Genomic DNA, 23797 nt, shown 5'->3' on the forward strand with positions numbered 1-23797 from the left:
AGGAGTGAGGACAATGGCTGGACATTCCGCTCACGACGATCACGCACATGCCCGCACCTCTCACGATGCGCATGCTCACGACGATCATCATGATCATTCGCACACGCCGACTTTTGCTCAGCGCTGGCTGTTTTCGACCAACCACAAGGACATCGGCACGCTCTATCTGATCTTCGCGATCTTCGCGGGCATCGTCGGCGGCCTTATGTCGGTCGCCATGCGCATGGAGCTGCAGGAGCCGGGCATCCAGATCTTCCATGGTCTGGCCTCGATGGTCTACGGTTTCCAGGGTGATTCCGCGATCGACGGCGGCAAGCACATGTTCAACGTGTTCACCACCGGCCACGCGCTGATCATGATCTTCTTCATGGTCATGCCCGCGATGATCGGCGGTTTCGCCAACTGGATGGTGCCGATCATGATCGGCGCGCCGGACATGGCCTTCCCGCGCCTGAACAACATCTCCTTCTGGCTGATCGTGCCGGCCTTCCTGCTGCTGCTGCTTTCGATGTTCGTCGAAGGCCCGGCGGGCGCTTACGGTGTCGGCGGCGGCTGGACCATGTATCCGCCGCTTGCGACCATGGGTCATCCAGGCCCGGCCGTTGACCTTGCGATCTTCTCGCTGCACGTCGCCGGCGCGTCCTCGATCCTCGGCGCGATCAACTTCATCACCACGATCCTCAACATGCGCGCTCCGGGCATGACGCTGCACAAGATGCCGCTCTTCGCCTGGGCCGTTCTGGTCACCGCCTTCCTGCTGCTGCTCTCGCTGCCGGTTCTGGCGGGCGGCATCACCATGCTTCTGACCGACCGCAACTTCGGCACGACGTTCTTCTCGCCGGAAGGCGGCGGTGATCCGATCCTCTACCAGCACCTGTTCTGGTTCTTCGGTCATCCGGAAGTCTACATCCTGATCCTGCCCGGCTTCGGCATCATCAGCCACATCGTCTCGACCTTCTCGAAGAAGCCGGTCTTCGGTTATCTCGGCATGGCCTATGCCATGGTCGCGATCGGTGCCGTCGGCTTCATCGTCTGGGCCCATCACATGTACACGGTCGGCATGTCGCTCGACGCACAGCGCTATTTCGTCTTCGCGACGATGGTCATCGCGGTTCCGACCGGCATCAAGATCTTCTCCTGGATCGCGACGATGTGGGGTGGCTCGCTGACGTTCTCGACCCCGATGGTCTGGGCGATCGGCTTCATCTTCCTGTTCACCGTCGGCGGCGTCACGGGCGTCCAGCTCGCCAATGCCGGCCTCGACCGCTCGCTGCATGACACCTACTACGTCGTGGCCCACTTCCACTACGTTCTGTCGCTCGGCGCCGTCTTCGCCATCTTCGCGGCCTGGTATTACTGGTTCCCGAAGATGTTCGGTTACATGTACAACGAGTTCATCGGCAAGCTGCATTTCTGGGTCATGTTCATCGGCGTCAACCTGGTGTTCTTCCCCCAGCATTTCCTGGGTCTCGCCGGCATGCCGCGCCGCTACATCGACTACCCGGATGCGTTTGCCGGCTGGAATTACGTTTCCTCCATCGGCTCCTACGTCTCCTTCGTCGGTGTGCTGATCTTCCTCTTCGGCGTATGGGAAGCCTTCGCCAAGAAGCGCGTCGCCGGCGACAATCCGTGGGGCGAAGGTGCGACGACGCTGGAATGGCAGCTTTCTTCGCCGCCGCCGTACCACCAGTGGGAACAGCTGCCGCGCATCAAGTAAGCGGTTCATCTTCGAAGAGGGGCATCGCGGCAGCCGCGATGCCCTGAAATACCAGACAGGACGGTTTAATGACGGTTATGGACAATCACGACGCTCTTGGCACCGATGGAGGCTCGCGCCTCTCGGAGGCGAGCGCGCGCGATTTCTTCGAACTCCTGAAGCCGCGCGTTATGTCGCTCGTGGTGTTCACTGCATTCGCCGGCCTCATCCTCGCGCCAGGTCAGATCAACCCGATCCTTGGCGTGATTTCCATTCTCTGCATCGCCGTCGGCGCCGGCGCCTCCGGGGCGCTGAACATGTGGTATGACGCTGATATCGACGCGGTCATGACCCGCACCGCCAAGCGCCCGATCCCGGCAGGCCGCATCCTGCCCCAGGAAGCGCTCGCCTTCGGCCTGACGCTCTCGGTCTTCTCGGTTGTCATCCTCGGCCTTGCGGTCAACTGGTTCTCGGCCGGCCTGCTCGCCTTCACGATCTTCTTCTACGCCGTCGTCTACACGATGTGGCTGAAACGCTCGACACCGCAGAACATCGTCATCGGCGGTGCGTCCGGCGCCTTCCCGCCGATGATCGGCTGGGCCTGCGTGACCGGCGGCGTATCGCTCGACAGCATTCTCCTGTTCCTGATCATATTCCTGTGGACGCCGGCGCATTTCTGGGCGCTCGCGCTCTTCAAGATGCGCGACTACGGCTCGGTCGGCGTGCCGATGATGCCGAATGTCGCAGGCGAGGCCTCAACCAAGAACCAGATCATCGTCTATGCAGTGCTGACTGCGGTAATCGCGGTCGCCCCTACCCTCACCGGACTTGCGGGCCTCGGTTACGGCATCTTTGCCGCCGTGCTCGGCGCGATCTTCGTCATCTGTTCCATCGCCGTCCGGCGCATGCCCGACGGCGACGAGAAGATGATGCCGGCGAAGAAGATGTTCGCCTATTCGATCTTCTATCTCTTTGCGATCTTCTCGGGCCTGCTGGCCGACCGGCTGCTGGCCGGGTTGCCGCACCTCGTGGGAGGTCTGCTGTGATGGAAACACTCAAGCTCAGCGAAGCCCAGAGGAAGTCGCGCCGCAACCGCAATGTCGCGCTCGGCATCGTTCTCGCCGGGCTCGTGGTCCTCTTCTACATCATGACGCTGGTGAAAATCGGCGGAGTCGGGAACTAGGGTGGAGCGATGACGGACGTGGTTCGGAACGGGCAGGCAAAGCGGGTCAGCAACAGCGCGATCTTCGCCGGCTGCGCCGTTTTTGTCGCCGGCATGGTCGGCGCCGCGTATGCTTCCGTGCCGCTCTACCGGCTGTTCTGCCAGGTAACCGGCTATAACGGCACGACCCAGCGCGTCGAGCAGTATTCCGACAAGATCCTGAACAAGCCGATCCAGGTCACGTTCGACGCGAACATCTCGCCGGGCCTGAACTGGGAGTTCAAGCCCGCCAAGTCGGTCAACCCGAAGATCGGCGAGACCGTTCAGATCGAATATACGGCGACCAACCGCTCGTCGAAGCCGACGACGGGGAGCGCCGTGTTCAACGTGACGCCGATGGAAGCCGGCGCCTATTTCAACAAGGTCGAGTGCTTCTGCTTTACCGAGCAGACGCTGCAGCCCGGCCAGTCGGTGCAGATGCCGGTGGTATTCTTCGTTGACCCGGAGTTCGCCACGGCTCAAGAGACCAAGAACATCAAGACGATCACCCTGTCCTACACCTTCTATCCGAGCGAGCCGGGCAAACCGGTTGCCGCTCTGCCGGAAGGCCAGAAGGCAGGCGCCCCGAAGACGGGCGCGCTGAACGCAGGCGTGGGGAAACTTTAAGAGGGTTCGCCGGTTTTCCGGCGAAGCAGGCATTCATCCGGGGATTCTGACATGGCCGACGCGCATCAGAAAAATCACGACTACCACATCATCGATCCGAGCCCGTGGCCGATTCTCGCCTCGCTCGGTGCCTTCGTCATGACCTTCGGCGGCGTCGCCTACATGCGCTATCTGAAGGGCGGCGAGTTTCATCTTTTCGGCCTCAACTGGGCGAGCCCATGGTGGTTCTTCGGCGGCCTCGCCATCGTTCTCTACACGATGATCGGCTGGTGGACGGACACCGTCAAGGAAGGCAATTCCGGCGCCCATACCCGCGTCGTCTCGCTGCACCTGCGCTATGGCATGATCATGTTCATCGCTTCCGAAGTGATGTTCTTCGTCGCCTGGTTCTGGGCCTTCTTCGATGCCAGCCTCTACGCCAACGAGGCGATTCAGGCGACCCGCGTCGAATTCCTCGGCGGTCAATGGCCGCCGAAGGGCGTCGAGGTCCTCGATCCCTGGCACCTGCCGATCTACAACACCATCATCCTGCTTCTGTCCGGCACCTGCGTCACCTGGGCTCACCATGCGCTGCTGCACGGCGACCGCAAGGGCCTGATCACCGGCCTGGCGCTCACCGTGGCACTCGGCATCCTGTTCTCCTGCGTCCAGGCTTACGAGTATATCCACGCTCCGTTCGCCTTCTCGAACTCGATCTACGGCGCGACCTTCTTCATGGCGACCGGCTTCCACGGTTTCCACGTACTGGTCGGCACGATCTTCCTGCTGGTCTGCCTGCTGCGCGCGGTGGCCGGCGGTTTCACGCCCACCCAGCATTTCGGCTTCGAAGCGGCCGCCTGGTACTGGCACTTCGTCGACGTGGTCTGGCTGTTCCTCTTCTTCGCCATCTACATCTGGGGTGGCTGGGGCGCTCCGCTGGCCCACTGATCGCGGGGACATGAAATTCGGGAGGGCGGCGACGAGCCGCCCTTCTGCTTTTTGAGGATTGGAACGAATGGCAACCAAGGCTCCCTCGCGAACCGCATCGGATAAAATACCCGGCCGTGGCAGGGCGATCGCGACCGCCGTCTTGGTGCTGGCGGCGCTCGCCATACTGTTGTCGCTCGGCACCTGGCAGGTGGAGCGGCTGCATTGGAAGGAAGGGCTGCTTGCCGATATCGCTCAGCGGCGGGCGGCGGCACCCGTCGCGCTATCGGATATCGAGGCGATCCGGAAAGCCGGCGGGGATATCGAATACCGCCGGGTGTCGGTCACCGGGATATTCGACCACGCCGGGGAGCAGCATTTCTTCGCGACCTTCAACGGGCAGACCGGATTCTACGTCTATACCCCGATGACGCTCGCCGATGGCCGCGTCCTTTTCGTCAACCGCGGTTTCGTGCCCTATGAGATGAAGGACCCGAAGATCCGCAGCGCCGGGGAGGTTGCCGGCCCGCAGACCGTCACCGGTTATGCGCGGGTGCGGCTTGGCGATAAGCCATCCTCCATCGTTCCGGACAACGACACGGCGAAGAACATCTTCTACTGGAAGGATCTCGATGCCATGGCCTCGACCACCGGTATCGAGGCGTCGAAGGTCGTGCAGTTCTTCGTGGATGCCGACGCGTCGGTCGTCAATCCGGGCGGCTGGCCCAAAGGCGGCGTCACCCAGTTCGACCTCCCCAACAGCCACCTGCAATATGCAGTGACCTGGTACGGGCTTGCCGCGGCCCTGGTTGCCGTCGTCATCGGCATGATCTTCCGCCGCAAACGCGCCTGACCCCGCAGGATAGGCTTGCTTCGGTCCCTCCCCGGACCTACATCGGTTGGAACAGAGCGCGCGTCTTCACGAGGACCAGCGACGAAGGAGCACCCATGAACACCGACCTTCTCAACCTTTTCGACTGCGACGAGACCAAGCTGCGCTCGATCCTCTCCGAGGCGCTTACCGGCGCCGATGACGGCGAGCTTTTCGTGGAACATGCCCAGGCGGAATCGCTGACCTTCGACAATGGCCGCCTGAAGGGCGGTTCCTTCAATACCGACCAGGGCTTTGGCCTGCGCTCGGTCGCCGGCGAGGCGGTCGGGTATGCGCATGCGGGCGAGCTTTCGGCGGCGGCACTTTCGCGCGCCTCCGATGCGGTTCGCGCCGTCACCGCCGGGTATTCCGGCTCCTATGCGGCAGCCCCGCAGCGCACCAACAAGAAATATTACGGTGACGAAAACCCGATCGGATCCCCGAGCTTCGAGGACAAGGTCAAGCTGCTGACCGATATCGACACCTATCTGCGCAACAAGGACGACAAGGTGCGGCAGGTGACGGCCACCGTTTCCGCAAGCTGGCAGGTGGTCGATATCCTGCGCGCCGACGGCCATCGCGTGCAGGACATCCGCCCGATGACCCGCATCAACATTTCCGTCGTCGTCGGTGACGGCGACCGGCAGGAGAGCGGTTCGTTCGGCACCGGCGGCCGCATCGGCTTCGGCGATTTCGTCACCGAAGGCAACTGGCAGACCGGCGCCGACGAGGCGCTGCGCCAGGCGCTGGTCAACCTGACCGCCATCGACGCGCCGGCCGGCACGATGGATGTCGTGCTCGGCTCCGGCTGGCCTGGCGTGATGCTGCACGAGGCGGTCGGCCACGGGCTCGAAGGCGATTTCAACCGCAAGAAGACCTCGGCCTTTGCCGGGCTTCTGGGGGAAATGGTTGCGGCGCCCGGCGTCACGGTCGTCGATGACGGCACGATCGACAACCGCCGCGGCTCGATCACGATAGACGACGAAGGCACGCCATCGGCCTACAACGTGCTGATCGAGAACGGCAAGCTGGTCGGCTACATGCAGGACCGCCAGAACGCCCGGCTGATGGGCGTCCAACCGACCGGCAACGGCCGCCGCCAGGGTTACGCCTATACGCCGATGCCGCGGATGACCAATACCTACATGCTCGGCGGCGATAAAACCCCGGAAGAGATCATCGCCTCGGTGAAGAAGGGCATCTACGCCGTCTCCTTCGGCGGCGGCCAGGTGGACATCACCTCCGGCAAATTCGTGTTCGGCTGCACCGAAGCCTACATGATCGAGGACGGCAGGATCGGCCCCGCCATCAAGGGCGCCATGCTGATCGGCAACGGTCCGGACGCGATGCGCCGCGTCTCGATGGTCGGCAACGACATGAAGCTCGACACCGGCATCGGCAATTGCGGCAAGGGCGGCCAATGGGTTCCGGTCGGCGTGGGGCAGCCGCATCTGCGGATGGACCAGGTGACGGTGGGTGGGACGAAGGCGTAAGGCTTTTCGGGAGATGTTATGCGCCTTTTATCGCGATGGCAGAATTCGGCCGGCGAACGGGTGCGCATAGCGCTCAACCTCAAGGCCATTCCTTATACCTACGTGCCTGTGGGGTCATTGGCGCCGGGGGAATACCGGCGCCTCAACCCGCAGGGACTACTGCCGGCACTCGATATTGCCGGGCAGATCATTCCCCAATCGTCGGCAATCCTCGACTATCTTGAGGAAACCCATCCGCTGCCCGCGCTTCTGCCGAAAGATCCACTGCTCCGAGCACAAGCGCGTGGCTTCGCAGGGCATATCGCATCTGAAATGCACTCCCTCACTGTGCAGCGGGTACGCCGGCTTCTCCAGGCGGATTTGGAACTCGATCCAGCGAAAGTACATCAATGGGTTTCGCACTGGCTGACGCTGGGACTGAACGCGCTGGAAGAAAGCCTGCTTGATCGAAATGAACGCTTTGCGTTCTGTTTCAGCGATGAACCGGGATGGGCGGATCTACATCTCGTTCCGCAGTTGAGCAACGCGCGCAGGCTCGGTTGCGATCTTTCAATCTATCCGGAACTCCTGGCTGTCGAAGCGAAATGCGTCGAGCTTCCTGCCTTCCGTTTGGCACGCCCTGAAGCACAGTCGGATTTCCCCGGCGCGGTCTGACCTTACCCCTCATCCCGCCTGAACAACCACTTCCGCTCGATCGCCGCCGCCAGATCGAGCCCGTTCGTGCGTGCAAACAGCAGGACATGGCCGAGCAGATCGGCGGTTTCGTCGGCGAGGTCGCTGCCGAGATCCTCGTCGCTCCTACCCTTCTTCCTCCCGCGGCCGGTGGCGCGGTTCCAGGCCTGGGTCAGTTCGCCTATCTCTTCCTGCAGTTTCAGGACAAACCAGTCCGGATCGCGCACCATCCCATGGTTTTGCGCATAATCGGAAGACGCGGCCTCGAATTGTGCGATAAGCTTGCCCAGCATGACATTCTCCTTTTGTATCCGCAGGAGAATGCCGATTCCCGCGCCGTCTCCAGAGGGTTTGCTTGACACCCTTCTCCAAATCCCGGCAGGTGCGGGCCACTCGATCCCATCTGCATACGGCATTTCCCATGGACACCGCCAACCCGATCGCCGCCTTCCTGGATGCATGGATTCCGGGCCATGGGCCGGCGCAGCTCGTGTTTCTTTTCCTCTCGGCACTGATTGCCGGGCTGGCGCGCGGGTTTTCCGGGTTCGGCGGCGCGCTGATCTTCGTTCCGCTCGCAGGTGCGGCCGTTGGGCCGAAGATCGCCCCTGCCCTGCTGCTCGTCATCGACGGAGTGACGACACTCGGCATGGTGCCGGACGGCTTGAAGCGCGCCAACCGCCGCGAGGTGGGCACGATGCTGATCGGTACGCTGATCGGCGTGCCGGTGGGCACGACGCTGCTGGCGTTGATCGATCCGACGGCGCTCAGGTGGCTGATCTCGGTCGTCGTGCTCTGCCTGCTGATCTTCCTGATTTCCGGCTGGCGTTATCATGGCAAGCCGAAGACGCCGCTGACGATCGGCGTCGGGGCGCTTGCCGGCCTGTTCGGCGGCGCGGCACAGCTCTCCGGGCCGCCGGTCGTCGCCTACTGGCTCGGCGGCGCCATCCCGCCGCTCACCGTACGCGCCAATCTCATCCTCTATTTTGCGCTTTCGACGGTGATCTCCGCCACAGCCTATGTCGTCGGCGGTCTTTTGACGTTCGACGTTCTCGCCCTCGCTTTGATCGCCGGGCCGGGTTACGGCCTCGGTGTGATTGCCGGTTCGAAACTGTTCGGTTTTGCCTCCGAAGGCACCTTTCGGCGCATCTGCTTCCTGCTGATCGCCATGGCGGCGATCGTCAGCCTGCCGCTTTTCGATGCGCTGCGGCCCTGACCAAGATCAAGCCCCGCTTTATTCAGCAAGGCTTAACCCGTCCGGCAGTAGTGTCGCCCACTGCAAAGTAACGTGGGCGTGATCGCGGTGGGGAACACGAGGGACAGGTTTCAGGCGCTTTGGCGCCGGGATGTCAAACGCCGGCTGGTCGCCGGTGGCCTCGACATGGCCGCAGCACTTGCGCGTGCCGGAATGATGCCCAATGCCCGCGGCCACGGTGCCATCTTCACGCTCCATCATGTGCGGCCGAAACAGAGCCGCCCGCTGCAGCCGAGCGGCCATCTGGAAGTGACGGCGGATTTCCTCGGTGAAGCTATCGAGCGGCTTTCGGCCGAAGGCTACGAGTTTATCCCTTTGAGCGCCGTACCGGCACGGCTTGCAGCGCCGACGAAGCAGCCGTTCGCGGCTTTTACGCTCGATGACGGCTACCGCAACAATGCCGAATACGCCCTGCCGGTGTTTGCCCGCCACGGCGTACCCTTCACCATTTTCGTCACCCGCGGGTTTGCCGAGCGCAGCCATTCGCTGTGGTGGGAGACGGTCGCCGAACTTCTCGGCCGCGAGCGGGAAGTGACGTTCGATTTCGGCGGCGGACCTGAAGTGCTCGACCTTACCTCCGAGGCGCGCAAGTTCGACGCCTTCGACCGGTTTTCCAGCTATGTCCTGGAAGTGGAAGAGTCGGCCGCCGTCTCGCGGATCGATGCGTTGGCAAGAAAACACGGCGTCGATCCGCTGAAGATCACCGACGACCTCACCATGAATGCCGAAGAACTTCGTTCGGTCGCCGCCCATCCGCTGGCGTCGCTCGGTGCCCATACGACGAGCCACAGGGCCGTCGCCCGGCTTTCGGCGGAGGACGCCCGCGCGGAAATGAAGCAGTCGGCCGACTGGATCGAGGCTTTGACCGGCGATCGGCCGGACACGATCGCCTATCCCTATGGCAGCCGCGCCGCTGTCTCCGAGCGCGACTACGGGATCGCCAAGGAGCTCGGCTTTTCGGTCGCGGTGACGACGCAGCCCGGCACGCTCTGCGCCAAATACGTGAGCAGGCTCACCGGCCTGCCGCGCATCTCGCTCAACGGCTATTACCAGCAGCCGCGCTACGTCTCTGCACTCGCTTCAGGCATTCCCTTCGCGATCGGGCGGTGAGCGATGGCGAAGTCCTTTGAATTCGTGAACTCTTCCGCGAAAAAGGCCTTCCAGGAACTTCCCAAAGATATCCAGATCCAGTTCGCCAACGACCTTCAGCGTGTCCAGGAAGGGCTTCAACCTCTTTCGGATTTCAAGCACCTGAAGGGTATAGGAAACGGTGTCGTCGAACTGATCGAGAACGGCAGTCCCGCCTATCGCGCTGTCTATTGTGCCAAATACCTCGACACGGTTTTCATCCTCCATGCCTTCACAAAGACGACGAATGGCGTTGATCGCAAAGCGATGGACACTGTCCAGGATCGTCACAAGACGATGCTTCAAATCGTCAAAAGCCGCAAATAGATCAGGCCGCCTCGACCACTTCGCAGATCACTTTGTGCTCGGCGTTGAAAGAAGGCTTCAGGCGCACTCCGAGCTTTGCAAGATAGCCGATCAACTTATCCGCCGAGAATAGGTGAATCTTCCCACGCATCAACTCGCTGACGCGAGGCTGGGGAATATCGAGAGCCTGGGCGATAGCCGCCTGCTTCCACTTCCTGTCTTCGAAAATGGCAACCAGGGTCGTGAGCAGATCCGAGCGAAACCGTAGGTCTGCGGCCTCGATCGGATCCTCCGTGACGGCATCAAAGATATTCTCAAAGACCAGGCGTTCCATTTCCGTCCTCTATATACGGATTTTCGTATAATCTAGGCGGAAACACATGTCTGGTCAATGACGGATCACGGATACATCCGCACCTTTTCCCACGGACCGTCGGCGACGGGGCGGCGGAATTCGATGCGGTCGTGCAAGCGGAACTGGCGGTCGTGCCAGAACTCGATCGATACGGGCTTGATGCGGAAACCGGACCAGTAGGGCGGGCGCGGAATGTCGCCGATCGCGTAGCGTGCGGTGTATTCGGCCACCGATTTTTCAAGTGCGAAGCGGGTTTCGAGCGGGCGGGACTGTTTCGACGCCCAGGCGCCGATGCGGCTGCCGCGGGCGCGCGAGGCGTAGTAGGCGTCCGCCTCGGTATCGCTCACCACTTCCACCTCGCCGCGCAGGCGAACCTGCCGGCGCAGCGATTTCCAATGGAAACACATCGCCGCCTTTTTCTGGCCGAGGATCTCGCGGCCCTTCTGGCTTTCGAAATTGGTATAGAAGACGAAACCGTTCTCGTCATACCCCTTCAACAGGACCATGCGGACGTTCGGCATGCCGTTTTCGTCGACGGTCGCAACCGCTACGGCATTCGGATCGTTGGGTTCGGAGCTCTCGGCATCCTTCAGCCAGGAACCGAAAAGCGCGAAAGGTTCGTTCTCGGCGGTGAAGTCACCAGTTGTTAACCCGCTCTCAGACATATTGACTAAAATACTCCCAATCTCATGAAAAATGCCCGAGTTTTTCAGTCGGACAGGACGCACGGTGGTAGTGATAGCAAAGTCGAAGAGCCGCACAAAGAGGTCGTTTCTCCTCGGCAGACGGGCAGCCGCCCTCTGCCTTGCAGGGCTTTCGCTTGCCGGTTGTACCAGCAGCCTCGATCTCTTCGGAAGCTCCCCCAAAGTCGACCGCTCGATCGCGACCGGCACCGTGCCCGGCGCGCCCCAGCACACGGGTGCCGCGCTTTCCGACGAGGCGACTGTGCGCAACGCAGTCTCCTCTGCCGACCTTGCGAAGGTCGGCGCGGCTTCGGTTCCATGGGCCAACACAGCAACGGGCAGCGCCGGCGTCGTGTCGCAGATCCATGAAGCCCGCAACGGCGAGCAGATCTGCCGCGTCTTCACCACCACGCGGCATTCCTACGAGGGTATCGCCATGTTCTCCGGGCAGACCTGCCTGACCGGCAGCGGCGACTGGATGCTCACGGCCTTCGACCGCCAGTAGGTCCGCCCTCCCCCAAACAGACACCGCTGCAGATCCGTTTCATGCATTTGCGAAAGTCGCGCCGGAAACCATTCGTTTACCTTAACGAGTGCGATTGGCGGCCGCGTAACCACTGATTCACAAGTCCTAACATAGGCTCGCCGGATGTAAGCAGTAATCTGCCCGGAACATGAGGAACCGGCGGATGGCTGTCGGAGTTGTGACGAGTATCGGGGGTCCAAGGATCAAGCGGGGGCCTGCCGTCTCAAGTAACCGGTGGTCCCACAATGCGTGATCCCTATTCTCTTCTTGGCGTGAAGCGCAATGCCGAGCCCGACGAAATCAAGGCTGCCTGGCGCGCCAAGGCCAAGACCGTTCATCCCGACCAGAATCAGGACGATCCGTCTGCGACGAGCCGTTTCGCAGAGATCGGCCAGGCCTACGAGGTCCTGAAGGATCCCGAGCGCCGCAAGCGATACGACAAGGCCGCCGAGATGCACCAGACCATCATGCAGCAGCGTAATGCCGCCCGCGAAGCCGCCGAACGTGCCAAGGTCGCCAAGGCCAACGCCGAAAAGGTCATGGAAGAACTCGCCAAGGCCAATGCGCAGAATGCCAAATCGCAGGCCCAGCCACAGGCGCAGGCTCGCGGCCAATCGCAATCGCAGGCTCAGGCTCAGCCCCAGAATCAGTCCGGCCCGGCAGGCGAAACGCCCGAGGACATGATCGAGCGCATTTTCGGCGCTGCAGCAGCCGAACAGGCAAAATCTCACCCGACCGGCTCATCATCGCAGGCAAATGGCGATTCGGCCGAAGCGGCCAAGGCAGATGCATCCGGCGCCGAAAGACCGCCTCTGCCGGCCCTTGCCATCGACCTGATCGCCTCCATCGTGCGCCGCTTCCGCGGCACAACGCCTGCTCCGGAAAAGGCTCCGGATATTTCCGTCGAGGCCACGGTGACCGTCGAGGACCTCCTGAAACTCAACACGATCACGCTGAAAATGGCCGACGACCGCGAAGTGCGCCTCGCCTTGGAAAAGGGCATGACCGATGGCCATGTGGCGCGGCTCAAGGGCCAGGGCCTCAAGCTCACCGGCATGAAATCCGGCGACCTCCTCGCCTCGATCAAGATTGCCCGCGACAGCCGTTTCCGCGTCGAAGGTTTCGACCTCCATACGACCTTGTCGATCTCGCTCGAAGATGCCGTGCTTGGCGGCGATGCCTCGGTCGAGACGCCGGACGGTAATCGCAACATCAGCATTCCGGCATGGTCCGGTTCCGACCAGACAGTCCGGCTGAGCGGCCTTGGCCTCCATGACGATGCGGGCGGTCGCGGCGATCTGGTGGTCGAACTGCGCGTCGTCCTGTGGGAAAAGCCGAACGAAAAGGTCACCGACCTGATGCGGCACATGCGTCACGGGCTGTATGTCTGACGGCATCGCCTAGTGGAGGAGCGACGTTCGTACGCGCCAAACCCGCAACTTGTTTTGTAAGACGTCACGGAGATTTGTTGGTGCGCCGGCGACCAGACAGCGCGAATAGACCATCCGGCTATCGCCGGTATCAATTATAGGGTGGGCTGGGTACTCCAATTTCATGAGCGGTAAAGTTGCTTCTGTAGTTGCGCCGTCCCGAATTTCGCTCCACGTTTCGATCTATCCTCCGGCAATATCCAGGCCGCAATTGGCTTGCCGGCTTGGCCGCCAAACAACGCAGGCTTGTCGTGCCACGACCACGAAATCGGCGAGCGTCGGTGTATTCGAGTGGTTCAGTCGCTAGCCAATCATGGTCTGGTGGTAGTTACTAACGAGAAAACAAAGTATGGCGTGATGTAGGCGGATTCGAAGCTAGTATATTTGGCATCCTCAAACCAAAATATTGTCCTCTGAACTATGCAAGAAGACAGCTTTGAAGTAGGCGCAGTATATGACAACGTTATTCGAGTATTTTGAGCGAGTTGAGATCATCCACCTGCCTGAGCGGACCGACCGCTTTCGTGCGTTGAGCAGAGAATTGGCCCGGAGTGGATACAACATCAAGGATGCCTCCATCCCTCATGCGCCAAAGCCCGACGGCACTTTTGGTTTTCCATCGATCGGCGTCTACGGAAATTTTTTGAGCCATCTCGACATCATCACAAGAGCAAAAGGCGAAGGGGCCTCAACAGTTCTGATCCTGGAAGACGACGCAATTTTTAGTCGGCGTTTCAAACAACGACAACTCGCAATCGCCGATCAACTTTCCAAAACCCCATGGGATATTCTGTACATCGGTCACTCCCTACAAGGGGGAACCTCCACTCGAGTCACGCCTGATCTTGCTCGCTTCACCGGCGACCTGCTTTGGGCACATTGCTATGCAATTAATCGGTCGGTCATGCAGCGGCTGACCGAATATCTTGACTATACGCTCAAGGCTCCTCCGGGTGATCCAAAAGGCGGGAAAATGTACATCGACGCAGCACTCACGTTGTTTCGACGCCAGAATCCTGACGTGGTGTGCCTGGTGACGGATCCGTGTTTATCAGTTCAGAAGGGATCGCAGAGCAATCTTGGAAAAGGGAAGTCGTGGATTGGTCGAAATCTCCCGCAGGCCTTGTCCCTAGGACGCTCATTTCGAGACGAATGTTGGCGCTACGGCGTCATTGGCATATCCGCTAAAGCCAAACATTGATTGGCTTTCACTTTGGGGGCCGCAGCCAACATTCATGACGCGAGGCTACGATGCATCTACGTACTATTGGCCCAGCCTCCTAGTATGACAGTTTTGCGTCGGTATTCACCGCTAAGCACCCTTTGTTACGGCCACTAACACGAGATGATCCAAGTCTGCTTGAACCCTAGACCTGCCTATGTCATAGGCAGCGTTCATCTAAGGTATCAGGGGACTATGTATGGTTCAGGCTTCCGGCCTCATGGCAGGCAAACGCGGTCTCATCATGGGCGTTGCCAACAACCGTTCGATCGCGTGGGGCATTGCCAAGGCCATCCACAGCCATGGCGGGGAAGTTGCCTTCACCTACCAGGGCGATGCGCTCAAGAAGCGCGTTGAGCCGCTCGCCGCCGAATTGGGGGCCTACATGGCCGGCCATTGCGACGTCGGCGACGAATCGACCATCGACGAGGTCTTCGACAATCTCGAAAAACACTGGGGCAAGATCGACTTCCTGGTGCATGCGATCGGCTTTTCCGACAAGGACGAACTGACAGGCCGTTACGTCGATACGTCGGCGGACAATTTCGCCAAGACGATGCAGATCTCGGTCTATTCCTTTACATCCGTCGCAAGGCGGGCGGAAAAGCTGATGACCGACGGCGGCTCAATGCTGACCCTCACCTATTATGGTGCTGAAAAGGTCATGCCGAACTACAACGTCATGGGCGTCGCCAAGGCAGCGCTCGAAGCCAGCGTCAAATATCTCGCCGTCGATCTCGGTCCGAAGAACATCCGCGTCAATGCGATTTCGGCCGGCCCGATCAAGACGCTTGCCGCTTCCGGCATCGGCGACTTCCGCTACATCCTCAAGTGGAACGAATACAATGCGCCGCTGCGCCGCACCGTCACCATCGAGGAAGTCGGCGATGTCGGCCTCTACATGCTGTCCGACCTGTCGCGCTCCGTCACCGGCGAAACCCATCACGCCGACAGCGGTTACCATGTCGTCGGCATGAAGGCGGTCGATGCGCCGGACATTTCGGTCATCAAGGACTGATGCTCTTCCAGGGACGTCTGCCGTGCTCATCTACATGATCCGCCACGGGCAGACGGACTGGAACGCCGAGGGCCGGCTACAAGGCCAGCAGGATATTCCGCTCAATGCGCTCGGCCGTTCCCAGGCGACCCGGAACGGCGAGCGTCTGCGCGAGATGATCGGCGCGGCCGAGGGGTTCAGCTTCGTCGCCAGCCCGCTGTCGCGGACCCGCGAAACCATGGAACGGCTACGCACCGCCATGGGCCTCGACCCCCTCGCCTACAAGACCGACAAACGACTGATCGAAGTCTCCTTCGGCGACTGGGAAGGCTATACGCTCGATGAGATCAGCCACATTTCTCCGGACCGGCTCACCGCCCGGGCCGAGCAGAAGTGGAGTTTCATCCCGCCGGGCACATCTGCCGAGAGCTATGAGATCCTCTGCTGGCGAATCGGCGCCTGGCTGCAATCCCTTGACGGCCCGACCGTCTGCGTCAGCCATGGCGGGGTGATCCGCTCGCTCTTCCGGCTGATCGGAAACCTCGATGAAGACGAGGCGGCCACCGTTCCGACCCCGCAGGACCGCATCCTTGAGGTCGATACCCGCTACAACCGGATCGAATGGCTCTGATCGGGCTGAAGCGGCGCGGCAGATATTCTAAATTATACTTCGCTAATTCCGCAATATTACTGAACGATCTGAAGATCGTCGACGACGCGGTTGCCATCGACAACCGTGTAGAAGACGAGCACTTTGACGCCGGCCTTCAAGCCCTCGAAATTGAACTCCTCGGGCACCTTGTAGGTTTTTCCATCGTCGAGCGTGAAGTTCAGCGCCTTCGCGTCCACGGCCTTGATCGTGGCTTCGACGTCGGCACTTTGCGCCCAACTGTTGAGGGGCGAAAAGACGCTGGCCGTGGCAAGCAGAGCAGCAATCAGGATGCGCATGGTCGAAAGCCTTGATGAGGTCGATTATGTCTCGTTTCGACGCACAGATAGCCTCCTGATTGTGGCGAAAATCGCCCGGCACCATGACATTTTCCGTACAAGTAATCAGCTGATAGTTAACGCTTTTCCAAGACCCGGATGCTGCGCGGCGATCAAGTCCGGTCACGCTCGCAAACCATTCAAAGTATTCGTACAATAAATCGCGCCAAAGTTTGTAGGGTGTGGTGAAAGCGTAAATTAACCCCCGCCCCATAGGCTGTTCGATCATGCCACAGAGGTTAATGAGAAGGTTTGCGCTCGTGAAATTCTGGCCGTCGTCCGGTTCCAAATCACTGCGCCTCGCGCGCAGTACCAAGGCTCCGACGGCAATCGCATTCGTCATCGCCCTTACTGTAATCTCGATCGGTGTGATCGTCGACCAACGTTACATCGAGGGTTTTCGCAGCGAGCTTCGGACGACGACGGAAAATGTTGCCGGCCTGCTGGCGCGGCGCCTCATTGCACGCGTGGAGACCGACACCGCTGCCGCCGGCCATCTGGCTCATGCCCTGAGGGAAGACGCCGAGGGCTCGGTTGATGGGTTCAAGCATTACGTCGACAAGGAACTTGGCGAGGCGACGCATTTTTCCGGCGTCGCGGTCGCACCCAATTTCGAGTTTGCCCGGCTGATTACCCGCGACGGCATTGCCGACGGTACGCCAAGCAAGGTCGGCAAGATCGATATCCCGCGCCTTGCAAGAGACTTGAAATCCGTCAGCGGCCGCAACCGTGTATCCCTGCTGAGCGGCAGCCAGGAGGAACACCTGACCTTGGTCGTGCCGGTGCCGAAGGAAGAGGACGGCACCGACCTGTGGGGCGCCATCGCCGTGCTGATCGACAAGCATGGCCTGATGGAAGCTTCCGGCGTCACCTTCTCCCCCGCCACCGCGACGAAACCGAACCTGATCAATCTCGAGTGGCTTAACGTCGTCCTACGGGACGTGGATCGGCCGGAATATTTCGCCTTCTTCGGCAATGATTCCATCGAGGACCAGTCTCCGATGAAATGGACGGTGCCGATCAGTGGTGCCAACTGGACGCTTCTCGCCGCCCCTCGTTCCGGCTGGGACATCGTGCCGCCCAATCAGCTCGGGATCCGCCTCGCCCTCGTGATTGCCGCACTCGCGGTGATCGTGCCGATCTTCATCGCCACCTCACTGATCTCGGAGCGCAACCGCAATATCGACGCGCTGAAGGCGCGTGAACTCAATCTCATCGAGCTGTCGCAACGCTTCAATCTTGCCATGGAAGCCTCCAATATCGGCATCTGGGAGGTGACGGGCAACAGCAACAGTCTGTTCTGGGACAGCCGAGCCGCCGGGCTGCACGACAAGCCGGCGGCCAGCGAGGGCAATCGTCTCTACGACTGGCTCGGATCGATCTATGCGCCCGATCGGACGGCCGCGGAGACGCATTTCCTCGACTGCGCCTCCAGCAACACGCCCTGCAGCGAGACCTATCGGGTGCAGTTGCCGGACGGCACGCTGCGATACCTGAGGTCGGCGGGTGCGAACTATCGCAATGCCGACGGTACGCTGCGCACCACCGGGATTGTCTGGGACGTCACCGGCGACGTTGTGATGACCCAGACCCTGCGCAACGCCAAGGAAAATACCGACATCAAGAACGCCGAACTGGAGCTGGCGCTCGATGAGCTGTCGAACCGCGAGCAGGACCTGGAAGAGCTGTCGACCAAGCTCGACCTCGCGCTCGACTCCTATAATTGCGGCATCTGGGAGTCGAACCCGGCAACCCGGGTCGATACCTGGGATGCCCGCATGTGCCAGTTGCACGGCATCCCCTTCACCGACGGCTTCGTCCGGGTCGATGACTGGATCGAGCTCATCCATCCGGACGACCGGGAACTTGCCAAACTCAGCTCCTATCATTTCACGGAGAACTTCCGGCCGGATGCGCTGGTCGTGCGCGTGCCCCAGCCGGACGGCTCGATCCGCTACATCCGCTCCATCGGCAAGGTGCATACGACACGTGACGGGTCCAAGAAGGTGGTGGGCATCGCCTTCGACGTCACCCAGGACGCCATCCTGACCAGCGAACTCAAGGCTGCCAAGGACGAGGCCGATGCCAAAAACGCCGAACTCGAGCTCGCCAAAAGCCGCATCGAGCACAATTCCCTGCATGACCCGCTGACACTGCTGGCCAACCGCCGCAAGCTGGACATGGAACTCGACCGGCTGTCGCGCTCCAGCCATAACGAGCGCCAGAAGTTCTCGATCCTGCATCTCGATCTCGACCGTTTCAAGCAGATCAACGACACGCTCGGCCACGCCGCGGGTGACGCAATGCTCGTGCACGCCTCGCGCATCCTGTCGCGCAACGTCCGCGGCAGCGATATCGTCGCACGTATCGGCGGCGACGAATTCGTGATCCTCGCCACCGGCAATTCCAGCGCCGAAGAGATAGGCCAGCTCGCCCAGCGCATCATCGCGGAATTCCACCAGCCGATCGATTTCGAAGGTTTCGCCTGCCGCTGCGGCGTATCCATCGGCATCGCCCAGGCAAGCGGCATGAATGTCGATGCCCGCCGCACGCTCGTCAATGCCGATATCGCGCTCTACCGGGCGAAAGGCATGGGCCGCAACCGACACGAGTTCTTCACGCAGAACCTGCAGGCCGAAATCGTCAGCCACAAGCGCACCGCCGACGAGGTGCTGGCCGGCATCGACAATGACGAATTCATCACCTTCTACCAGCCGCAGTTCGATGCCCGCACCAACCAGCTCACCGGCGTCGAGGCGCTGATCCGCTGGAACCATCCGCATCACGGGATTCTCCCGCCTGACCGGTTCCTGAAGATTGCCGAGGATCTGAACGTCTCGGCCGCGCTCGACCATATCGTGCTCCAGACGGTACTGAAGGACAAGATGCGCTGGGCGGCGCTCGGCATTCGAGTACCGAAAGTGTCCGTCAACGTTTCTGCGAAGCGCCTGCATGACGAGACGCTGATCGACACGCTGCAGACGCTGGCGATCACGCCCGGCGAAATCTCATTCGAACTGGTGGAATCGATTTTCCTCGACGAGAGCGAAGCATCGGCGGCCAGCAATCTCGAGCGGATCAAGGAACTCGGCATCGATATCGAGATCGACGATTTCGGCACCGGACATACCTCGATCGTCAGCCTTCTGAAGCTGAAGCCGAAACGGCTGAAGATCGACCGCCAGCTCGTCATGCCGATCCTGTCCTCGCCGCAGGAACGGGCGCTGGTGCGCTCGATCATCGACATCGCCCGCTCGCTCGGCGTCGAAACAGTGGCGGAGGGGGTCGAGACCATGCAGCATGCAAGCCTTTTGCGCGAACTCGGCTGCGATCTCTTGCAGGGCTACGCCTTCGCCCGGCCGCTTTCCTTCAACGATTTCACCCAGGCTGCGCATGCTGGCTGGCGTAAGGCCGCCTAGAGCCGGCATTGTTCACCATTCCGGCGCGACCGTTCCGCCAAGAAACACTTGTCGCCCGGCAACCTTTTCCATATGACAGCCGCGTCAGAAGTTGGCGAAAGGCCAACTCCGCCACAGCTGGTCTTGTAACGCCATGTCGCACAACACGTTCGGTCATCTTTTCCGCGTCACCACCTGGGGTGAAAGTCATGGTCCGGCACTCGGCTGCGTCGTTGACGGCTGCCCGCCCGGTATCCGCTTCACGCTGGCGGAAATCCAGGCCTGGATGGACAAGCGCAAGCCCGGCCAGTCGCGCTTCGTGACGCAGCGGCGCGAGGACGATATCGTCAAGGTGCTCTCCGGCGTGATGATGGATGCCGACGGCGAGACGATGATCTCGACCGGCACGCCGATCTCGATGCTGATCGAGAACACCGACCAGCGCTCCAAGGATTACGGCGAGATCGCCCGCCGCTACCGCCCCGGCCATGCGGACTATACCTATGACGTGAAATACGGCATCCGCGACTATCGCGGCGGCGGCCGTTCTTCCGCCCGCGAGACGGCGGCCCGTGTCGCCGCAGGCGCGCTTGCCCGCAAGGTCGTGCCCGGCCTCAATGTCCGCGCCGCGCTGGTCCAGATCGGCAAGCACAGAATAGACCGCGCCAACTGGGATTGGGACCAGGTCGGCCAGAACCCGTTCTTCTGCCCGGATGCGGCGATGGTGCCGGTCTGGGAAGATTATCTCGACGGCATCCGCAAGGCCGGGTCGTCGATCGGTGCCGTGGTGGAGGTGATCGCCGAAGGCGTGCCCGCCGGCCTCGGCGCGCCGGTCTATGGCAAGCTCGACCAGGATATCGCCGGCCTGCTGATGTCGATCAACGCCGTCAAGGGCGTCGAGATCGGCGACGGTTTCGGTGCCGCGGAACTTTCCGGCGAGGAAGATGCCGACGAGATGCGCATGGGCAATGATGGCAAGCGCATCTTCCTTTCCAACCACGCAGGCGGTATTCTCGGCGGCATCTCGACCGGCGAGGCGGTGGTCGCCCGCTTCGCGATCAAGCCGACATCCTCCATCCTGACCGAGCAGCGCTCGATCGACGTCGATGGCAACAATGTCGAGGTGCGCACCAAGGGCCGCCACGACCCCTGCGTCGGCATCCGCGCTGTGCCGATCGGAGAGGCGATGGTTGCATGCGCGATTGCCGATCACTATCTCCGCGACCGGGCCCAGACGGGTCACAGTCACTCCGGACGACATCTCTAGGAAACGACAGCCATGGCCTATGATCAGAAGCGCGTCGTCGACGCCCTCCGCGCCTTCGAAGCCGGCGAAATCGTCGTCGTCACCGATGACGACGACCGCGAGAACGAAGGCGACCTGATCGTCGCCGCAGTCCACTGCACGCCGGACAAGATGGCATTCATCGTGCGCCACACGTCCGGCATCGTCTGCGCGCCGATGCCGCGCGAGGAGGCCAAGCGCCTCAACCTCAACGCCATGGTGGCGGAAAACGACAGCGCCCATACGACGGCCTTCACCGTCACCGTCGACTTCAAGCACGGCACGACGACCGGCATTTCCGCCGAGGACCGGACGCTCACCGTCCGCAACCTCGCCAATCCGAATGTCGGCGCGAGCGATTTCGTGCGGCCCGGCCACATCTTCCCTCTGATCGCCCGCGAAGGCGGCGTCTTGATGCGCTCCGGCCATACGGAAGCGGCGGTCGACCTCTGCAGGCTTGCCGGCCTGCCGCCAATCGGCGTTATCTGCGAACTCGTCAACGACGACGGCACCGTGACGCGCGGCCAGCAGGTCACCGATTTTGCCGCCAAACACGGCCTGAAGCAGGTTTCCGTCGCCGACCTGATCGCCTATCGCCAGCGCAAGGAAACGCTGATCGAGCTGCAGACGGCCTTTGACGTCGAGACGCCGCACGGCAAGGCAAAGGCGCATGCCTATTCCCTGCCCTGGGATCCGATGCAGCACGTGGCGGTGATCTTCGGCGACATCCGCGATGGCGTCGATATTCCTGTCCGCCTGCATCTCGAAAACGTCACCCGCGACGTATTCGGCACGCAGCGCTCGGTCGATCGTTACATGGCGAAGATCGAGGAAGAGGGCCGCGGCGTGATCATCTACCTGCGCGAAGGTTCGGTCGGCGTCGGCCAGAAGGATCATGGCCGCAAGCTGCGCCAGGACCAGGAGGGCCATGCCGAGGCCCAGGCCCGCGAGAGCGAATGGCTGGAAATCGGCCTCGGTGCCCAGATCCTCAAGGATCTCGGCGTCAGCTCGATCAAGCTCCTGACCCGCAGCGAACGCCACTATGTCGGCCTAGAAGGTTTCGGCATCAAGATCGCCGAAACGGTGATCTGCTGACCACCCTCAATCCTTAGGGTTGCAAAAGGTTTCGGACCGTTCCATCGTCGCTCGTTGTCGGGCGGCGATTTTTCGTGTACGGATAATAGTTGAAGATCATTTGGGACGAGACGAAGAGGATCGTGAATCTCGAGAAGCATGGTCTCGATTTCGCCGATCTTTATTTCGAGTTTTTCGCAACGGCGGTTACCACGCCTGCCAGAAAGGCGAGATCCAAAGCTGTCGGCCGCCTGAGGGATGGAACGATCGTCGTGATATTCCTGGCGCTCGGCTCGGAAGCAATCTCGGTCATTTCGATGCGCCCTGCCCGAAAAGATGAGAGGAGCATGATCGAATGAACATCAAACATGAAAAACAGAAAGAATTTCGCCCTGGTCGCGGTTACACCAAAGAGGACTGGGACGCTGTCGACAGTCCGCCACTGACCGCCGAAGAGATGGCGAGCATGCGACCCTTCCGGGAAGTCTTCCCCGAAATGGCCGCAAAGATGGAACAGGCCATCGCCGCCCGCGGCCGCCCGAAAGCGGAGGCGCCGAAGGTGGCCGTCACGCTCAGACTCGATCCGGACGTGCTCGATAAATTCAAGGCGTCCGGCAAGGAGTGGCGTGCCAAGATGGCCGAGGAACTGCGCAAGGCAGCCGGCCTCTGAGACGGCCTACCGGCTTGCGGCAAGGATTTCCGCAATGAAGCGGTGAGCCTTGAGCGCATCCTCGCCGGTGACCCGGAGAGGCAGGCCGTTGCGGATGGCATCGATGAAATTGCCGATCAGCGCCCGATGCATTTCGTGGCCAAAGGCCATCGGATTGGCTCCCGCGCCGCTGCCGGATTTCTCGCCGCCTTCGGTGACGCTGGTGCCGTCCATGAAAGCCGCCTCTAGCCGGCCGCCCATGAAGACCGCGGCACCCTTCGTGCCAAGCAGCTCGATGCGTTCCGGCAGGCCGGGATAGGCGCAGGTGGTGGCGTTCAGCGTGCCGATCGCGCCGTTTTCGAAAGCGAACGCCGCCGTCACCAGGTCTTCGGTTTCCATCGAATGGATCGGGCTGGTGCGGACGAAGGACGCGACGTCTTTCGGCGTCCCGGCAAAGCTCAAGAGCAGGTCGATCGTGTGGATGCCTTGGGTCAGCAGCACGCCGCCGCCGTCTCGCGCCATCGTGCCGCGACCCTCGACGTCGTAATAGCTCTGCGGGCGCCAGTTGCGGATCGCGGCGGATGCCTCGATCAACTGGCCCAGCCGGCCGGATCTGACGATCTGGTCGAGTTTCAGAGCCGCTGATCGGAAACGGTTCTGCAACACCATGGCCAGAAGCACGCCCGCGTCCTTGGCGGTGCGGACGATCGCTTCCGAGCGCTCGAATGAAATGTCGAGCGGCTTTTCCAACAGGATATGCTTTTTCGCCGCGGCGCATCGCTGGACGAGTTCCAGGTGGCTGCTCGGCGGTGTGAGGATCAGCACAGCCTCGATCGTCTCGTCCGCGAAGATCGCATCGAGATCGCCGGTCACCGGGATCGGGTATTCGGCCGCGAATGCCTCGCGCCGGGTGGTGGTCTGGCTGAAGGCCGCGACACATTCGATCCGGTCGGAAAGATCGAGCAGGGCGCGGGCATGGTGCCCCGCGGCCATGCCGAGCCCGATCATCGCCACTTTCAATTTCGGCATCGTCTCCTCC

Annotated in this window: 26 protein-coding genes; 21 read left to right on the forward strand and 5 right to left on the reverse strand. The window is 61.4% G+C overall.

The window, feature by feature from the left end; all coding sequences use genetic code 11:
- The first annotated feature begins 13 nt into the window (after positions 1-13).
- The 8 genes from ctaD to maiA all read left to right on the forward strand — a co-directional run bounded on the left by ctaD (position 14) and on the right by maiA (position 7448).
- Positions 14-1717: a cytochrome c oxidase subunit I gene (gene ctaD, locus ABCW43_RS06850; protein ID WP_345922687.1), complete on the forward strand. Its 1704-nt coding sequence runs from the start codon at positions 14-16 to the stop codon at positions 1715-1717.
- 68 nt (positions 1718-1785) lie between these two features.
- On the forward strand, positions 1786-2742 hold the full coding sequence (locus ABCW43_RS06855; protein WP_345922688.1) for a heme o synthase: 957 nt from the start codon (positions 1786-1788) through the stop codon (positions 2740-2742).
- Positions 2742-2879 (forward strand): cytochrome c oxidase system small membrane protein, encoded by a 138-nt coding sequence (locus ABCW43_RS06860; RefSeq protein ID WP_345922689.1) that lies wholly within the window; start codon positions 2742-2744, stop codon positions 2877-2879. The genes ABCW43_RS06855 and ABCW43_RS06860 overlap by 1 nt, the downstream gene beginning before the upstream one ends.
- Positions 2880-2888: 9 nt before the next feature.
- A complete protein-coding gene (locus tag ABCW43_RS06865; protein WP_345922690.1) occupies positions 2889-3524 on the forward strand; it encodes a cytochrome c oxidase assembly protein in 636 nt (211 codons plus the stop codon).
- Between the two features lie 51 nt (positions 3525-3575).
- Positions 3576-4451, forward strand: a complete 876-nt coding sequence (locus tag ABCW43_RS06870) for a cytochrome c oxidase subunit 3 (protein WP_345922691.1) — start codon at positions 3576-3578, stop codon at positions 4449-4451.
- Between the two features lie 67 nt (positions 4452-4518).
- On the forward strand, positions 4519-5283 hold the full coding sequence (locus ABCW43_RS06875) for an SURF1 family protein (protein ID WP_345922692.1): 765 nt from the start codon (positions 4519-4521) through the stop codon (positions 5281-5283).
- 95 nt (positions 5284-5378) lie between these two features.
- The gene (tldD, locus tag ABCW43_RS06880) at positions 5379-6794 is read left to right on the forward strand and encodes a metalloprotease TldD (RefSeq protein WP_345922693.1); all 1416 of its coding nucleotides are present in this window, start codon (positions 5379-5381) and stop codon (positions 6792-6794) included.
- An 18-nt stretch (positions 6795-6812) separates the two neighbouring features.
- Positions 6813-7448 (forward strand): maleylacetoacetate isomerase, encoded by a 636-nt coding sequence (gene maiA, locus ABCW43_RS06885; RefSeq protein WP_345922694.1) that lies wholly within the window; start codon positions 6813-6815, stop codon positions 7446-7448.
- A gap of 2 nt (positions 7449-7450) precedes the next feature.
- Here maiA and ABCW43_RS06890 read toward each other — a convergent pair whose 3' ends face one another.
- A complete protein-coding gene (locus ABCW43_RS06890; protein WP_345922695.1) occupies positions 7451-7759 on the reverse strand; it encodes a nucleoside triphosphate pyrophosphohydrolase family protein in 309 nt (102 codons plus the stop codon).
- A gap of 128 nt (positions 7760-7887) precedes the next feature.
- Here ABCW43_RS06890 and ABCW43_RS06895 point away from each other — a divergent pair, with 128 nt between their 5' ends.
- The 3 genes from ABCW43_RS06895 to ABCW43_RS06905 all read left to right on the forward strand — a co-directional run bounded on the left by ABCW43_RS06895 (position 7888) and on the right by ABCW43_RS06905 (position 10173).
- A complete protein-coding gene (locus ABCW43_RS06895) occupies positions 7888-8679 on the forward strand; it encodes a sulfite exporter TauE/SafE family protein (RefSeq protein WP_345922696.1) in 792 nt (263 codons plus the stop codon).
- A 165-nt stretch (positions 8680-8844) separates the two neighbouring features.
- Entirely contained in the window at positions 8845-9828 is a 984-nt protein-coding gene (locus ABCW43_RS06900) for a polysaccharide deacetylase family protein (protein ID WP_345922697.1), read from the forward strand.
- Positions 9829-9831: 3 nt separating this feature from the next.
- Complete coding sequence (locus ABCW43_RS06905; RefSeq protein ID WP_345922698.1) at positions 9832-10173, forward strand: type II toxin-antitoxin system RelE/ParE family toxin; 342 nt, start codon at positions 9832-9834, stop codon at positions 10171-10173.
- 1 nt (position 10174) lies between these two features.
- Here ABCW43_RS06905 and ABCW43_RS06910 read toward each other — a convergent pair whose 3' ends face one another.
- Together ABCW43_RS06910 and pdxH are read right to left on the reverse strand one after the other, a co-directional pair.
- Positions 10175-10486 carry a helix-turn-helix domain-containing protein gene (locus ABCW43_RS06910; protein ID WP_345922699.1) on the reverse strand — a complete coding sequence of 104 codons (312 nt, stop codon included), beginning with the start codon at positions 10484-10486 and terminating at the stop codon, positions 10175-10177.
- Between the two features lie 65 nt (positions 10487-10551).
- Complete coding sequence (gene pdxH / locus ABCW43_RS06915; RefSeq protein ID WP_345922700.1) at positions 10552-11172, reverse strand: pyridoxamine 5'-phosphate oxidase; 621 nt, start codon at positions 11170-11172, stop codon at positions 10552-10554.
- Between the two features lie 64 nt (positions 11173-11236).
- Between pdxH and ABCW43_RS06920 the strand changes: the two genes are divergently transcribed.
- From ABCW43_RS06920 to ABCW43_RS06940, 5 genes are all read left to right on the forward strand, one after another.
- Positions 11237-11695, forward strand: a complete 459-nt coding sequence (locus tag ABCW43_RS06920) for an RT0821/Lpp0805 family surface protein (RefSeq protein WP_345922701.1) — start codon at positions 11237-11239, stop codon at positions 11693-11695.
- Positions 11696-11961: 266 nt separating this feature from the next.
- Positions 11962-13107, forward strand: a complete 1146-nt coding sequence (locus ABCW43_RS06925; protein WP_345922702.1) for a DnaJ C-terminal domain-containing protein — start codon at positions 11962-11964, stop codon at positions 13105-13107.
- 493 nt (positions 13108-13600) lie between these two features.
- Positions 13601-14347, forward strand: coding sequence for a glycosyltransferase family protein (locus tag ABCW43_RS06930; RefSeq protein WP_345922703.1), 747 nt, complete (start codon positions 13601-13603; stop codon positions 14345-14347).
- A 220-nt stretch (positions 14348-14567) separates the two neighbouring features.
- On the forward strand, positions 14568-15386 hold the full coding sequence (gene fabI / locus ABCW43_RS06935; RefSeq protein WP_345922704.1) for an enoyl-ACP reductase FabI: 819 nt from the start codon (positions 14568-14570) through the stop codon (positions 15384-15386).
- Positions 15387-15408: 22 nt separating this feature from the next.
- The gene (locus ABCW43_RS06940) at positions 15409-15996 is read left to right on the forward strand and encodes a histidine phosphatase family protein (RefSeq protein ID WP_345922705.1); all 588 of its coding nucleotides are present in this window, start codon (positions 15409-15411) and stop codon (positions 15994-15996) included.
- A gap of 56 nt (positions 15997-16052) precedes the next feature.
- Here ABCW43_RS06940 and ABCW43_RS06945 read toward each other — a convergent pair whose 3' ends face one another.
- Positions 16053-16313: a DUF1344 domain-containing protein gene (locus ABCW43_RS06945; protein WP_037084286.1), complete on the reverse strand. Its 261-nt coding sequence runs from the start codon at positions 16311-16313 to the stop codon at positions 16053-16055.
- Positions 16314-16612: 299 nt separating this feature from the next.
- Between ABCW43_RS06945 and ABCW43_RS06950 the strand changes: the two genes are divergently transcribed.
- The 5 genes from ABCW43_RS06950 (at position 16613) to ABCW43_RS06970 (ending at position 22779) form a co-directional block, all read left to right on the forward strand.
- Positions 16613-19771 carry a bifunctional diguanylate cyclase/phosphodiesterase gene (locus tag ABCW43_RS06950; RefSeq protein ID WP_345922706.1) on the forward strand — a complete coding sequence of 1053 codons (3159 nt, stop codon included), beginning with the start codon at positions 16613-16615 and terminating at the stop codon, positions 19769-19771.
- 133 nt (positions 19772-19904) lie between these two features.
- Positions 19905-21017, forward strand: a complete 1113-nt coding sequence (aroC, locus tag ABCW43_RS06955) for a chorismate synthase (RefSeq protein WP_345922707.1) — start codon at positions 19905-19907, stop codon at positions 21015-21017.
- A gap of 12 nt (positions 21018-21029) precedes the next feature.
- Complete coding sequence (ribB, locus tag ABCW43_RS06960; protein WP_345922708.1) at positions 21030-22130, forward strand: 3,4-dihydroxy-2-butanone-4-phosphate synthase; 1101 nt, start codon at positions 21030-21032, stop codon at positions 22128-22130.
- A gap of 89 nt (positions 22131-22219) precedes the next feature.
- Positions 22220-22468: a BrnT family toxin gene (locus tag ABCW43_RS06965; RefSeq protein ID WP_345922709.1), complete on the forward strand. Its 249-nt coding sequence runs from the start codon at positions 22220-22222 to the stop codon at positions 22466-22468.
- Positions 22465-22779, forward strand: coding sequence for a BrnA antitoxin family protein (locus ABCW43_RS06970; RefSeq protein ID WP_345922710.1), 315 nt, complete (start codon positions 22465-22467; stop codon positions 22777-22779). Before ABCW43_RS06965 ends, ABCW43_RS06970 begins: the two co-directional genes overlap by 4 nt.
- 6 nt (positions 22780-22785) lie before the next feature.
- Here ABCW43_RS06970 and ABCW43_RS06975 read toward each other — a convergent pair whose 3' ends face one another.
- Positions 22786-23787 (reverse strand): Gfo/Idh/MocA family protein, encoded by a 1002-nt coding sequence (locus ABCW43_RS06975; protein WP_345922711.1) that lies wholly within the window; start codon positions 23785-23787, stop codon positions 22786-22788.
- Positions 23788-23797 lie beyond the last annotated feature (10 nt).

Origin of the sequence: Neorhizobium tunisiense, assembly GCF_039631515.1 — a bacterium.
GTDB lineage: Bacteria > Pseudomonadota > Alphaproteobacteria > Rhizobiales > Rhizobiaceae > Neorhizobium.

Bases quoted from the DNA above. Each gene is read 5' to 3' on its own strand.
- ctaD (WP_345922687.1), top strand. From the start codon at position 14: ATGGCTGGACATTCCGCTCACGACGATCACGCACATGCCCGCACCTCT.
- ABCW43_RS06855 (WP_345922688.1), top strand. From the start codon at position 1,786: ATGACGGTTATGGACAATCACGACGCTCTTGGCACCGATGGAGGCTCG.
- ABCW43_RS06860 (WP_345922689.1), top strand. From the start codon at position 2,742: ATGGAAACACTCAAGCTCAGCGAAGCCCAGAGGAAGTCGCGCCGCAAC.
- ABCW43_RS06865 (WP_345922690.1), top strand. From the start codon at position 2,889: ATGACGGACGTGGTTCGGAACGGGCAGGCAAAGCGGGTCAGCAACAGC.
- ABCW43_RS06870 (WP_345922691.1), top strand. From the start codon at position 3,576: ATGGCCGACGCGCATCAGAAAAATCACGACTACCACATCATCGATCCG.
- ABCW43_RS06875 (WP_345922692.1), top strand. From the start codon at position 4,519: ATGGCAACCAAGGCTCCCTCGCGAACCGCATCGGATAAAATACCCGGC.
- tldD (WP_345922693.1), top strand. From the start codon at position 5,379: ATGAACACCGACCTTCTCAACCTTTTCGACTGCGACGAGACCAAGCTG.
- maiA (WP_345922694.1), top strand. From the start codon at position 6,813: ATGCGCCTTTTATCGCGATGGCAGAATTCGGCCGGCGAACGGGTGCGC.
- ABCW43_RS06890 (WP_345922695.1), bottom strand. From the start codon at position 7,759: ATGCTGGGCAAGCTTATCGCACAATTCGAGGCCGCGTCTTCCGATTAT.
- ABCW43_RS06895 (WP_345922696.1), top strand. From the start codon at position 7,888: ATGGACACCGCCAACCCGATCGCCGCCTTCCTGGATGCATGGATTCCG.
- ABCW43_RS06900 (WP_345922697.1), top strand. From the start codon at position 8,845: ATGGCCGCAGCACTTGCGCGTGCCGGAATGATGCCCAATGCCCGCGGC.
- ABCW43_RS06905 (WP_345922698.1), top strand. From the start codon at position 9,832: ATGGCGAAGTCCTTTGAATTCGTGAACTCTTCCGCGAAAAAGGCCTTC.
- ABCW43_RS06910 (WP_345922699.1), bottom strand. From the start codon at position 10,486: ATGGAACGCCTGGTCTTTGAGAATATCTTTGATGCCGTCACGGAGGAT.
- pdxH (WP_345922700.1), bottom strand. From the start codon at position 11,172: ATGTCTGAGAGCGGGTTAACAACTGGTGACTTCACCGCCGAGAACGAA.
- ABCW43_RS06925 (WP_345922702.1), top strand. From the start codon at position 11,962: ATGCGTGATCCCTATTCTCTTCTTGGCGTGAAGCGCAATGCCGAGCCC.
- ABCW43_RS06930 (WP_345922703.1), top strand. From the start codon at position 13,601: ATGACAACGTTATTCGAGTATTTTGAGCGAGTTGAGATCATCCACCTG.
- fabI (WP_345922704.1), top strand. From the start codon at position 14,568: ATGGTTCAGGCTTCCGGCCTCATGGCAGGCAAACGCGGTCTCATCATG.
- ABCW43_RS06945 (WP_037084286.1), bottom strand. From the start codon at position 16,313: ATGCGCATCCTGATTGCTGCTCTGCTTGCCACGGCCAGCGTCTTTTCG.
- aroC (WP_345922707.1), top strand. From the start codon at position 19,905: ATGTCGCACAACACGTTCGGTCATCTTTTCCGCGTCACCACCTGGGGT.
- ribB (WP_345922708.1), top strand. From the start codon at position 21,030: ATGGCCTATGATCAGAAGCGCGTCGTCGACGCCCTCCGCGCCTTCGAA.
- ABCW43_RS06970 (WP_345922710.1), top strand. From the start codon at position 22,465: ATGAACATCAAACATGAAAAACAGAAAGAATTTCGCCCTGGTCGCGGT.
- ABCW43_RS06975 (WP_345922711.1), bottom strand. From the start codon at position 23,787: ATGCCGAAATTGAAAGTGGCGATGATCGGGCTCGGCATGGCCGCGGGG.